Here is a 12310-nt window from a genome sequence, read left to right as displayed (position 1 = left end):
CAAGCCCGCTCCCACATTTTTGACCGAGTCAGCCCTAATTATCAGGGCAGGTCGTGGCTTGCATAAAACGCACCCAACACCTTGACCAGATGCGCCAGGTCATGGCTGCCGCACAGTTCGCGAATGGAGTGCATGGCAAACGTCGGCAGGCCGATGTCCACGGTGCGCACGCCCAGGTGGCTGGCGGTGATCGGGCCGATGGTGGAGCCGCAACCCATGTCGCTGCGCACCACGAAGCTCTGCACCGGCACTTCCTGAGCCATGCACAGGTGGCGGAAGAACCCGGCGGTTTCGCTGTTGGTGGCGTAGCGCTGATTGCTGTTGACCTTGATCACCGGGCCGGCATTGAGCTTGGGACCGTGGTTGGCGTCGTGCTTCTCGGCGTAGTTCGGGTGCACGCCGTGGGCGTTGTCGGCCGATACCAACAGGGATTTCTGAATGGTGCGTACGAATTCATCACCTTCCGGCAGCAGGCGGCGCAGGGTCTGCTCGAGCATCGGGCCATCGGCGCCGCACGCCGAGCAGGAGCCGACCTCTTCGTGGTCGTTGCACACCAGCACGCAGGTTTCTTCGCTGTCGCTGGTGAGCAGGGCTTGCAGGCCCGCGTAGCACGACAGCAGGTTATCCAGGCGTGCGCCAGCGATGAAGTCGCCGTTCAGGCCGATGACCGCAGCGCTTTGCGTGTCGTAGAAGCTCAGCTCGTAGTCGAGCACCACATCGGCGTTCAAGCCATGTTCCCGCGCAAGCTGCTCGGTGAGCACGGCGCGGAAGTCCACGCGCTCGTCACCGGCAAATTGCGCGAGGATCGGCGGCAGCTCGGTCTGGGCATTGATCGCCCAACCCTGGTTGGCTTCACGGTTCAGGTGAATGGCCAGGTTGGGGATGATGGCAATCGGCAGCTTGAAATCGATCAGCTGGCTTTCGACCTTGCCATCGCGGCGGAAAGTGACGCGGCCGGCCAGGGACAGGTCGCGGTCGAACCACGGCGCCAGCAGCGCGCCGCCGTAGACTTCCACGCCCAACTGCCAGAAGCCCTGGCGTTGCAGTTCAGGCTGGGGCTTGACCCGCAGGCACGGGCTGTCGGTGTGGGCGCCGACCAGGCGGATACCGCCTTGCAGCGGCGAATGACGGCCGAGCTTGAAGGCGATGATCGAGGAATCGTTACGGGTGACGTAATAGCGCCCGTTGGCCTCGGTGGTCCAGGTTTCGCGCTCGTCGAGACGCTGGTAGCCGGCCGCTTCCAGGCGCTGGGCCAGGGCAGCAGTGGCATGAAAAGGAGTAGGGGAGGCCTTGAGGAAGTCGATCAGGCCTTGATTCAACGCTTCGCGCATAAATAGCTCCAGACAGCAATGCGCGGAGTTTACCGTATTGGCTCGCGATTTGGCGTGAAGCTACCTTCTTGAGCAACACACAAAACTACTGTGGGAGCTGGCTTGCCTGCGATAGCGGTGTGTCAGTCAATGCATTTGGCACAGATAGACCGCTATCGCAGGCAAGCCAGCTCCCACAATGTACTGCGTTCGCAGCTTTAAAAAGGGGCGGGGCACTCGAAGCGCAAACGCTCGCCACTTTGCGGGTGGGTGAAGCTCAGCATGCTGGCGTGCAGGCACAGGCGCGGCCAGGCGGCCAGGGCCTGCTCATGGGCATACAGGCCATCACCCAACAGCGGGTGGCCGATCGAGAGCATGTGCACGCGCAACTGATGCGAGCGCCCGGTGATCGGCGTCAGCTCGACGCGGCACCAGTCGCCACACCGTTCCAACACCTTCCAGAAGGTCAGCGCATGCTTGCCGAATTCATGGTCGACCACATGGCGAGGCTTGGTCGGCGGGTCGTAGCGCAGGGGCAGGTCGATGCTGCCGCTGTCCAGTTCCGGTTGGCCCCAGGCCAGGGCGGTGTAAGCCTTTTCGGTTTCACGGTCGTGAAACTGGCGGGACAATTCGCGGTGGGTGTCGGCGTCCCGGGCCAGCAGGATGATCCCAGAGGTTTCCCAGTCCAGGCGATGGACGATGCGGGCTTCGGGGTAGCCGTTTTCCTGCAGGCGGGTGATCAGGCAATCCTTGTTGTCATCGGCGCGGCCAGGCACCGAGAGCAGCAGGGTGGGCTTGTTCACCACCAGGACAGCGTCGTCCTGATAGAGGATATGGATAGTGGACAACGGCATTAAACAGCCTCGTAACAAACGCCAACGGCGGCTCGCCCACCCGGCCCGTAAAACAGGTCAGGGTGAACGAGCCGCCGTGGCAGCCGCCTTTTCGATCAACGATCAGGCAGGGTGATATTGAGTTCCAGAATCGAGCAGCTGCCGTCATTTTCCAGGGCGACATGCACGTCATCGTTGCCGATATTGACGTACTTGCGGATCACCTCGACCAGTTCCTTCTGCAAGGCTGGCAGGTAGTCCGGCGTGCTGCGTTGGCCGCGTTCGTGCGCCACGATGATCTGTAGACGCTCTTTCGCTACCGACGCGGTACTTGGCTTTTTGTTGGCGCGAAAGAAGTCGAGAAATTTCATTGTTTAGTTGCCTCCAAAGATACGCTCGAAGAATCCCTTCTTCTTAACATCGAGGAAGCGATGTTCCACGGTCTTGCCCAGCAAGCGATCAACGGCATCGCTGTACGCCTGGCCGGCGTCGCTCTGGTCGTCAAGAATCACTGGAACACCCTGGTTGGAAGCCTTCAGGACGGCCTGGGATTCCGGGATCACACCCAGCAGGGTCACGGCGAGGATTTCCTTCACGTCTTCAACGCCCAGCATTTCGCCGTTGCTGACGCGCTCAGGGTTGTAGCGGGTGAGCAGCAGGTGCTCCTTGATCGGGTCCTGGCCTTCCTCGGCGCGCTTGGATTTGCTGGCCAGCAGGCCGAGCATGCGGTCCGAGTCACGTACGGAGGACACTTCCGGGTTGGTGACCACGATGGCTTCATCGGCGAAGTACATTGCCAGGTGAGCACCGGTCTCGATACCGGCCGGCGAGTCGCAGACCACGTATTCGAAGGTTTCCTTCAGCTCGGCGAGGACTTTGCCTACGCCTTCTTTGGTCAGCGCGTCTTTGTCACGGGTCTGGCTCGCGGCCAGCACGTACAGGTTCTCAAGGCGCTTGTCCTTGATCAGGGCCTGTTGCAGGTTGGCTTCACCGTTGACCACGTTGACGAAGTCATACACCACGCGGCGCTCGCAGCCCATGATCAGGTCGAGGTTACGCAAGCCGACGTCGAAGTCGACGATAACTGTCTTGTGGCCGCGCAGAGCGAGACCGGTACCGATAGCGGCGCTGGTGGTGGTCTTACCCACACCACCCTTGCCGGATGTAACCACGAGAATCTTGGCCAAGGTGTTTCACCCCTAAGGAAAAAGGACATTTCGGTCCCTGAAAAACATCTCTTGGAACTCGCTGCAGGCGGACAGCCTTTGTAGGAAAAAGATGGGGTTTCCCTAGGGGAAACGCCACTTCCGATTATTCCTACGCAAGTCTTGCCGGTTTCGCTGTGCTATCAGAGTCTAGAGATGCTTGGAAAATGCGGCAGTATCCGTTAAAGACGGATGATGTTCAACACATCGCCCGACAGGTTGACCTGCACCGAAGCCCCCCACAGCGGATCACGGCGCAAATCTTCTGAAACCTTGTACTGGCCTGCGATGGACACTAGCTCAGCGGTCAACTGCTGGCAAAAAATACGGGCCTTGGTATCTCCCTTGATGCCGGCGAGGGCACGTCCGCGCATCGGGCCGTATACATGGATGTTGCCATCGGCCAGAAGTTCCGCCCCCGGACTGACCGAGGAGATCACCACAAGGTCGCCACCCTGGGCGTAAATTTGCTGCCCGCCGCGTACGGGCGAGGTGATGATCTTTGTAGGCTTGATCGCAGGCTCGGGTGGTTTTTCCGGTTTTTTCTTCTCTTCACCGACCAATGGTTCAAGCGGACGCTCGCGCGCGCCGGACGGTGGCAGTACTGGCAGTTCAATGGCGATGGCGGCGGCAATGTCCTCGATACGGCTGGCGCGAATCGCGAGGGTGCGCAGCCCATGGGAGCGACACACACGCATCAGGCCAGGCAGATCGATGCTGCCCTGGCCGGCGGGCAGTTTGTCCAGGGCCAGCACCAGCGGGGCATTGTTGAAGAAATTCGGCGCCAGGGCGACCTTGGCGGCCAGCTGGCGGTCCAGGGCCTCGAGGTCATTACGGGCGAGTTCCAGCACGGTGATGGCGAGCATGCTGCCTTTCAGCTGGAACACGGGATCTTGGTCTAGCGGTTCGGTTTGGCTCATGGTCGGCAAAAGCGGCTTGTCACGAAAAGTGTCGAGACTTATAACGAGAACACTCACGGGCCGCAAGCCGAGTCGAACCGTTGTAGAATGCGCGGCCCTTGTCTTTACCGGAATCTGTAATGGATCGCCCGCGTTTTCGAGCTGTATTTTTTCACCCGCGTTTTTGGCTGTTATGGCTGGGACTCGGCCTGCTGTGGCTGGTCACCCAACTGCCGTACCGTGCGCTGCTGGCGATTGGTCGCCTGCTGGGTGCGGGTATGTACCGCGTGGCCGGCGAACGTCGCCGCATCGCTGCGCGAAACCTGGAACTGTGCTTCCCGGAAAAATCCGCCAAAGAGCGTAAACATTTGCTCAAGGAAAACTTTGCCTCCACCGGCATCGCGTTCTTTGAAATGGCCATGAGCTGGTGGTGGTCGCGCCAGCGCCTGGCGCGCCTGGCCCACGTCGAAGGCCTGGAACACCTCAAGCAGGCCCAGCTGGATGGCAAGGGCGTGATCCTCATGGCCCTGCACTTCACCACCCTGGAAATCGGCGCAGCGCTGCTGGGGCAGAAGCACACCATTGATGGCATGTACCGCGAGCACGGCAACCCGTTGTTCGACTATATCCAGCGCCGTGGCCGCGAGCGTCATAACCTCGATTCCCTGGCCGTGGAGCGCGAAGACGTGCGTGGCATGCTCAAGCTGCTGCGCGCCGGTCGCGCCATCTGGTACGCACCGGACCAGGACTACGGCGCCAAGCAAAGCATCTTCGTGCCGCTGTTCGGCATCCAGGCCGCCACCGTGACCGCCACCAGCAAGTTCGCCCGCCTGGGCAAGGCGCTGGTGGTGCCGTTCACCCAGGAGCGCCTGGCCGACGGCAGCGGCTACCGCCTGGTGATCCACCCGCCGTTGACCGACTTCCCCGGCGAGAGCGATGAAGTCGACTGCCTGCGCATCAACCAGTGGGTCGAAGCCTCGGTACGTGAATGCCCCGAGCAATACCTGTGGACCCATCGCCGCTTCAAGAGCCGGCCGCCGGGTGAAGCCAAGCTGTACGAAAAACGCCGCTGATAAGACCGAACCTTCCCTTGATGGCCCACATGGAGTGACGCAATGCGCCCAGCTGAACCGGTTACTGGCTTGATTCTTTCCGGCGGTGGGGCGCGAGCGGCGTATCAGGTAGGGGTATTGGCGGCCATTGCCGAGTTGTTGCCGCCAGGGTCGCCGAACCCTTTCCCGGTGATCGTCGGCACCTCGGCCGGCGCGATCAACGCAGTAACCCTGGCCAGTGGTGCCATGGACTTCACCGCCGCCATCCAACGCCTGACCGCGTTCTGGCAGGGCTTTCGCAGCCATCTGGTGCTGCGCAGCGATTGGCCGGGGGTGATTCGTCAGGCGGGCCGCTTTTTCATCCACAGCCTGCTGGGCATTGGTGCCCAAGTGCCGGTGGCACTGCTGAACAGCTCGCCGTTGCGCGAATTGTTGCAAGAGCGCTTGAACCTTGAGGGCATCGACGAGGCTATCCGCCACAAGCACCTGCACGCCGTTGCGGTGACGGCCTTCGGTTACGAGTCCGGGCAAGCGGTAACTTTCTACCAGGGCGGCGGCACCATCGACGCCTGGTTACGCCACCGCCGCATCGGCGTGCCGACCCAACTGACGGTTGAGCACCTGCTGGCCAGTTCGGCGATTCCCTTACTGTTCGCCCCGGTGAAGCTCGACCAGGAGTATTTTGGCGATGGCGCCGTGCGGCAATCGGCACCGATCAGCCCGGCGTTGCACCTGGGCGCCAGCCGCGTGCTGGTGGTCGGCGTCAGTGGCAACCCGCGCGGCAATGAACCGGCGACGCAACGTACCTACACCGGCCAGGAGCCGACCCTGGCGCAGATCGGCGGGCACATGCTCAACAGCACGTTCATTGACAGCCTGGAAAGCGACATCGAATTGCTGGAACGCTTGAATCAGTACAGCCATGCCGCGCCTGGCGTGGCGGCGGTGGAGGTGCTGGTGATTGCACCGAGCCAACCCATCGATGAAATCGCGGCGCGGCATCGGCAGGAATTGCCGGCGGCATTGCGTATGTTTTTACGCGGGCCGGGAGCGACCAAGACCAGCGGGGCAGGGGTGTTGAGTTACTTGCTGTTCGAGGCGGGGTATTGCAGCGAATTGATTGAGTTGGGGCGGCGCGATGCGTTGGCCAAGCGTGAAGAGTTGTCGCGGTTCCTAGGCCTCACGCCGAACCTGTAGGCGCCCGGCAAGCCGGGCTCCTACAGGGGGAGGGGCATGGAAAATCAGCCAGGGTCAGAAGTGGTACTTGACCAGGAAACTAGCGGTGTCCTGGTTTGTCTTGAATGCACCCGAATCTTCAATCCCGTACTTGTTCTTCCAGTAGTCGTATTCAAAACCCACATACAACTGCTTGTCGCCCCAATGCAGCGCTTTGCCCAGGTCGTATTTGACTTGTGGGTTGAAGTGCAGGTTGGCGTGGTAAGTACCACGGGCGTTCGTATCATTGTCGACTACCCAGTCCATAAAGCCGTCGATCAGGATATTCGAGTTGCCCACCGGGATTGTGTACGACCACACCGGGGTGATCTGCCAAACACCGTCACCCGGGCGATTGCCTTCGGTCTGGCGCTGGTAGAAGTTCAACTGGAAGTAATCGAAACCGGGGATGTTCAAGTCAAAACCAGGGCCCACCAGGTACGACTCGTTATCGCCTTCGCCGAACTCGTAAGTGAGTGCCAGCAATACATCCTTGATCGGGCCGAATGACAGGTCCTTGTCCAGAATCTTGCCGAACGACAAACGTGGGCTGAACTCGCCGTAGTAAGTATTCGGGCCCACATTGCCGTCTTCCTTGCCGTTATAAAAGATGCGGTCGAGGAAGAAGAAGTTGTCGCCGTACTTCCAGGCATCGGCATGTTCGAACGTGACGGTTTGCTGGATCTGCGGGTTGACGGTAAAGCTCTTGCCCCACAAGTAAGTCAGGCTGTTGTTCTGCCACTGCAACAGGTCACCGGCCACGGCTTGGCCACCGGCCAGCAGGGATCCCGCCAGCATCAGGCCTTTGAACATAGGTTTCATTCGGTTGCTCCCGAGTTAAAGTTTTATGGTTTTTCTTCTACGCAGACGCTCTGGTGTGGCGCCTTTTGGTTCGCTGCAAAAATCGTCTGTTCGGTCAGCTTTAGTGCTTTTAGCAAGAGCTGCGCCAAGGTGTTTAAAAAGCCAAAAAATCCCCGTCGGCTGCATGGGATGCAGTCGAATTCAGAGGACGTTTGCGCACTTTGGCCGCAGACATGAGGCCGGGATAAGTTGGCCTTGCAGTCAGCTTTTACATTTGCTGTTTTTTTTTGAGTCGATTCGAGCGGGCGCGGAGAATACTGGCTCCCAGGCCGTGGCTCAAGTGCGCTGTAACAGAGCGCGTGGGGCGAGAATGGGGCACGGCTTGTGGCCGGCCCCAGGTGAAGGGTGTGCATGCTTGTGTTCCCTGTTTCGTTATTGTTTTTATTCTTTGCTTTTTAGTAACAGGGGGAATCAATGCGTATGAGCGACTTCAGGGCGTTCAGCGCCACCGAGAATGTTGAACAGGATATTCAGCGACAACGCGCTGAGCGTGGCCATGGCGATGCCACTGTGGGTAATCGGGCTCATCCACAGCGGTAGCTGCGCGAAGAACTCCGGGCGCACCACGGGGATCAGGCCCATGCCGATACTCACCGCCACCAGCAACTGGTTGCGACGGTCGGCGATGTCGGCTTCCTGCAGGATCTTGATCCCGGTCGCCGCCACCATGCCGAACATGGCGATGGCCGCGCCGCCCAGCACCGCCGGTGGAATCGATGCCACGAGGTAGGCGGCCTTGGGCAACAGGCTCAGCACAATCAGGAAGACCCCGGCCATGATCGTCACCGAACGGCAACGCACGCCGGTCATCTGCACCAGGCCGATGTTCTGCGCGAAGGAAGAGTGGGTGAAGGTGTTGAAGAAGCCGGCAAAGAATGACGCACCGGCATCACACAACAGGCCACGGCGCAGCATCTTCGGCGTGACATCCTGGCCGGTGATCTTGCCCAGCGCGAGAAACATCCCGGTGGATTCGACAAAGATGATCACTACCACCAGGCACATCGACAGGATCGGCGCCAACTCGAACTTGGGCATGCCGAAGTGCAGCGGCGTCACCACTTGCACCCACGGCGCCATCGCCAGGCCGCTGAGGTCGACCATGCCGAGCGCACCGCACAAGGCGTAGCCCAGGCCCATGCCGATCAGCACCGAGATATTCACCCAGAAACCGCGCATGAAGCGGTTGATCAGTAGGATGGTGGCCAGTACCAGTGCGGCAATCGCCAGGTAGATCGGCGAGCCAAATGTGGCGGCGGCACTGCCGCCCCCGGCCCAGTTCACGGCCACCGGAAACAGCGACAGGCCGATCGCGGTGATCACCGTGCCGGTCACCAGTGGTGGGAAAAAGCGTACGACCTTGGACATGAACGGCGCGATCAGCATGCCGAAGAACCCGGCGGCGATGGTTGCGCCGAAGATCCCCTGCAAGCCGATGCCGGGCATGCCGGCCATGGCGACCATGCTGCCGACGGCGGCAAAACTGGCGCCCATCATCACCGGCATGCGAATGCCCACCGGGCCGATGCCAAACGACTGCACCATGGTGGCGATCCCGGCCACCAGCAGGTCGGCGTTGATCAGGAAGGCGATTTCTTCACGGCTCAGGCCGGCGGCTTGGCCAATAATCAGGGGCACGGCGACGGCGCCGCCGTACATCAGCAAGACGTGTTGCAGGCCTACCAGAATCAGTTGCAAGAGGGGCAGCCGCACCATGGCGGGCGCGGCAGGAATCTGCGGTTCGGCTAACTCGGTCATGCAGCACCTCGGATCTTTTTATTGTTGTGTTGTTTGGCATTCAATTGCCGGGTGGAACTTGCGCTTGAAAACGCTGCAAAGCCCCTGTGGGAGCGGGCTTGCTCGCGAAAGCGGTGTGTCATTCAAAACATAAGTGACTGAACCCTCGCATTCGCGAGCAAGCCCGCTCCCACCATTGGATTTGCATCAGGCTGTCAGTTGGTACGGGCCCCCTGATTGATCCAGGTGCCAATCAAGTCCCGTTCCTGCTGGGTCATCTGGGTGATGTTGCCCAACGGCATGATCTGGCTCGCCACGGCCTGCGCTTGAATACGCGCGGCCTGCTGCTGGATCTGTGCCGGGGTGTCAAACATCACCCCAGCCGGCGCGGTGCTGAACAGTGGGCTGGTGGGCTTGGCCGAATGGCACACGGTGCAACGCTGTTCGATCACGCTGTGGACCTGGCCGAAATCGGTGGTGGCCTGGGCCGGTGCCGGTTCGGCCGCCGGAGCAGCCGGAGCAGCCGGTGCAGCAGGTGCAGCAGGTTTCAGGCCACCACCCACTGCGGTTTCCGGCAATGGCTGATACTCGATTGCCGCGGGTGCCTTGGCCACTTCTGGCGAAGTCGATACCGGTTTTGGCCCGGTCACATACGCTAGGCAAATCATCGCCAGCGCGCCTACCGGCAACGTCCACGCATACTTCTGGCTGTTATGCCGGGTGTTGAAGTAGTGCCGCACCAACACCGCCGCCACCGCGATACCGGCCAGGATCAGCCAGTTGTATTGGCTGCCGTAGGTGCTCGGGAAGTGGTTGCTGATCATGATGAACAGCACCGGCAAGGTGAAGTAGTTGTTGTGCCGTGAACGCAGCAGGCCTTTGGCCGGCAGCGCCGGGTCTGGTGTGCGGTTCTCGGCGATCGCCGCGACCAGTGCACGTTGCGCCGGCATGATGATGCGGAACACGTTGCCCACCATGATGGTGCCGATCACCGCACCCACGTGCAGGTAGGCGCCACGGCCACTGAACACTTTGCTGAAGCCGTACGCGGCGGCAATCAACAGCACGAACAGGATGAAACCGAGCAGGGCAGGGCGCTTGCCCAGGGCCGAATCGCAGAGGAAGGAGTAGATGAACCAGCCGGCGAACAATGAGCCAATGCCCAGCAATACGCCTTCCGGACCACTGAGGCTGCTGCCAGGGGCCAGCAGGTACAACGTGGGGTTCCAGTAAAACACTACGCACAGCAGCGCGATGCCGGACATCCAGGTGAAATAGGCTTCCCATTTGAACCAGTGCAGGTTGTCCGGCATGGTCGGAGGGGCCAGTTTGTATTTTTCCAGGTGGTAGATACCGCCACCGTGGATCGCCCACAAGTCACCGGCCAGGCCGCTCTTGGGGTTGACGCGATTGAGGTTGTTTTCCAGCCAGACGAAGTAGAAAGAAGCGCCGATCCACGCGACGCCCGTGATCATGTGAACCCAGCGCACGCTCAGGTTCAGCCATTCCATCAAATGTGCTTCCACAGTCTTTACCTCTCGCCTGTCACCCTTGTTGTCGGGTGATCAGACCTTCTCTTATTGGTGGGGGGCGAGGATCAACCGCTCATCCTCTTTGAAAAAATGCTCATCGCAGTTATTGCCTGTGCCACTGCGATCAACCACCAGGAAGTCATCCCGCTTTTCGATCGTCAGCACCGGGTGGTGCCAGACGCCGCGATGGTAATTAATGCCCTGCCTGCCGTTGGTGACGAAGGCGCGGACCAAGCCCGATACAGGTGCATCGCCAAGTGGCGCGACCACGATCAGAAAGGGGTTGCCGAGCAGCGGAATGAAAGCCTGGCTGCCCAGCGGGTGTCGTTCCAGCATGCACACGGTCAGCGGCATGTCCTGCGCGTCGGCGCGGAAGATGCTGATGATGGCGTTGTCCTCTGGCTTGGCGGTTTCCACCGTTGCCAGTTTGTGGAAGCGCATGGTCGACCCGTTGTTGATCATGAAGTGATCGCTGCCGTCGGTTTCGATAACGTCTCCGAAAGGGGCGAAGGCTTCTTTGGTCAGGGGTTCGATCATCAGTGTGCGCATGGCTGTCTTCTTATCCGAATACTGTGTTGTTTGATCTGTTGTCATCGCGGGCAAGCCCGCTCCCACACTGGGAATGCATTCCCCTGTGGGAGCTGGCTTGCCTGCGATGGGTTCACCGCTTACTTAGCTACCTTGCCCAATACGCGCAGGCGGCTCACGCCACCATCCGGGAACACGTTCAGGCGGATGTGGGTAATCGGGCCCAGCGCCTTGATCTGCTCGGCGAACGTGTGTTCAGCGTGCATTTCCAGCTTCTGCGCCGGCAGCAGTTCGCGCCAGAACAGCGATTGGGTTTCGATCTGGCTGTCGGTGCCGCCCTTCACGAACGCGCCCTGGATCGAGCAGGTGTCCGGGTAGTTGCCCTTGAAGTGCAGGGTATCGACGATGATCTTCTCGATCTCGCCTGGGTGGCCCAGGGCGACAATCACCCAGTCATTGCCTGGCGTGCGACGACGTGCGGTTTCCCAGCCGTCGCCCATGTTGATGCCACGGCCCGGGTTGAGGATGTTGCTCATGCGGCCGAAGTGCTCGTCGGAGCACGCCAGCGCGCGGCCACCATTCAAGGCAGCAGCCAGGTCGACCTGTTCGTTGTCGCCCACCGAAGACCAGTCGCGGAACGGCACGCCGTACACACGCAGACGCGCCACGCCGCCATCCGGGTAGATGTTGAAGCGCAGGTGGCTGAATGCCTGGTCGTTGTTGATCTCGTGGTAGTGGTGGCTGTTGCCCTGCAGCTCGACGGCCGACAGCACTTCCACCCACTGGGTGTTTTCGTCAGGCTCGCCCGAGGCCAGGAAGCAGGCTTCCAGGGACGCCGACGGCGGGTAGTTGCCGGTGAAGAATGAAGTGTCGATGTCCACGCCCTTGATCGAACCCGGCACGCCCAGGCGGATCACCGCGCTGTCGTAGCCTTCGAAGCGCTTGCGGCGCGACTCCCAGCCGTCCATCCACTTGCCGTTGTCATCGAAAACGCCCTCCTTCCACACGGCCGGAGTCGGCTGGAACAGGCGGTTGGCGTCGGCGAACCAGTCATCGGTGACGGAGATGATCTTGGTGCCCAGGCGGGCGTCGGCCAGGTTGACGAACTTTTCGAAAGGTACGGCGTAAGCTTTCATTC

General features: G+C 60.7%; 12 protein-coding genes. 2 read left to right on the top strand and 10 right to left on the bottom strand.

Features of this window, described 5'->3' with window-relative positions; all coding sequences use genetic code 11:
• Nucleotides 1-41: 41 nt before the first annotated feature.
• The 5 genes from KUA23_RS21380 to minC all read right to left on the bottom strand — a co-directional run bounded on the left by KUA23_RS21380 (nucleotide 42) and on the right by minC (nucleotide 4268).
• Nucleotides 42-1331 (bottom strand): M18 family aminopeptidase, encoded by a 1290-nt coding sequence (locus KUA23_RS21380; protein ID WP_025854984.1) that lies wholly within the window; start codon nucleotides 1329-1331, stop codon nucleotides 42-44.
• Between the two features lie 197 nt (nucleotides 1332-1528).
• On the bottom strand, nucleotides 1529-2164 hold the full coding sequence (locus tag KUA23_RS21375; protein ID WP_078049574.1) for an RluA family pseudouridine synthase: 636 nt from the start codon (nucleotides 2162-2164) through the stop codon (nucleotides 1529-1531).
• Between the two features lie 95 nt (nucleotides 2165-2259).
• Entirely contained in the window at nucleotides 2260-2514 is a 255-nt protein-coding gene (minE, locus tag KUA23_RS21370; RefSeq protein WP_003175252.1) for a cell division topological specificity factor MinE, read from the bottom strand.
• 3 nt (nucleotides 2515-2517) lie between these two features.
• Nucleotides 2518-3330: a septum site-determining protein MinD gene (gene minD / locus KUA23_RS21365; RefSeq protein ID WP_003175251.1), complete on the bottom strand. Its 813-nt coding sequence runs from the start codon at nucleotides 3328-3330 to the stop codon at nucleotides 2518-2520.
• A 200-nt stretch (nucleotides 3331-3530) separates the two neighbouring features.
• Nucleotides 3531-4268 carry a septum site-determining protein MinC gene (gene minC / locus KUA23_RS21360; RefSeq protein ID WP_078049573.1) on the bottom strand — a complete coding sequence of 246 codons (738 nt, stop codon included), beginning with the start codon at nucleotides 4266-4268 and terminating at the stop codon, nucleotides 3531-3533.
• Between the two features lie 119 nt (nucleotides 4269-4387).
• On the opposite strand from minC, the gene KUA23_RS21355 reads away from it, so the two are divergent.
• Complete coding sequence (locus KUA23_RS21355) at nucleotides 4388-5320, top strand: lipid A biosynthesis lauroyl acyltransferase (protein WP_099492369.1); 933 nt, start codon at nucleotides 4388-4390, stop codon at nucleotides 5318-5320.
• Between the two features lie 42 nt (nucleotides 5321-5362).
• Complete coding sequence (locus KUA23_RS21350; protein ID WP_100492424.1) at nucleotides 5363-6496, top strand: patatin-like phospholipase family protein; 1134 nt, start codon at nucleotides 5363-5365, stop codon at nucleotides 6494-6496.
• 54 nt (nucleotides 6497-6550) lie between these two features.
• On the opposite strand, the gene KUA23_RS21345 is transcribed toward KUA23_RS21350, so the two are convergent.
• From KUA23_RS21345 to alc, 5 genes are all read right to left on the bottom strand, one after another.
• Nucleotides 6551-7336: an outer membrane protein OmpK gene (locus tag KUA23_RS21345; protein ID WP_078049570.1), complete on the bottom strand. Its 786-nt coding sequence runs from the start codon at nucleotides 7334-7336 to the stop codon at nucleotides 6551-6553.
• Between the two features lie 450 nt (nucleotides 7337-7786).
• Complete coding sequence (locus KUA23_RS21340; RefSeq protein WP_016976352.1) at nucleotides 7787-9133, bottom strand: nucleobase:cation symporter-2 family protein; 1347 nt, start codon at nucleotides 9131-9133, stop codon at nucleotides 7787-7789.
• Nucleotides 9134-9327: 194 nt separating this feature from the next.
• Entirely contained in the window at nucleotides 9328-10638 is a 1311-nt protein-coding gene (locus tag KUA23_RS21335; RefSeq protein ID WP_252992808.1) for a urate hydroxylase PuuD, read from the bottom strand.
• A 51-nt stretch (nucleotides 10639-10689) separates the two neighbouring features.
• Nucleotides 10690-11193 carry an ureidoglycolate lyase gene (locus KUA23_RS21330; RefSeq protein ID WP_099492371.1) on the bottom strand — a complete coding sequence of 168 codons (504 nt, stop codon included), beginning with the start codon at nucleotides 11191-11193 and terminating at the stop codon, nucleotides 10690-10692.
• A gap of 119 nt (nucleotides 11194-11312) precedes the next feature.
• Complete coding sequence (alc, locus tag KUA23_RS21325) at nucleotides 11313-12308, bottom strand: allantoicase (protein WP_078049568.1); 996 nt, start codon at nucleotides 12306-12308, stop codon at nucleotides 11313-11315.
• Nucleotides 12309-12310 lie beyond the last annotated feature (2 nt).

Origin of the sequence: Pseudomonas pergaminensis (assembly GCF_024112395.2) — a bacterium.
Classification (GTDB): domain Bacteria; phylum Pseudomonadota; class Gammaproteobacteria; order Pseudomonadales; family Pseudomonadaceae; genus Aquipseudomonas; species Aquipseudomonas pergaminensis.
This window is presented reverse-complemented; position numbering and strand designations above follow the sequence as displayed.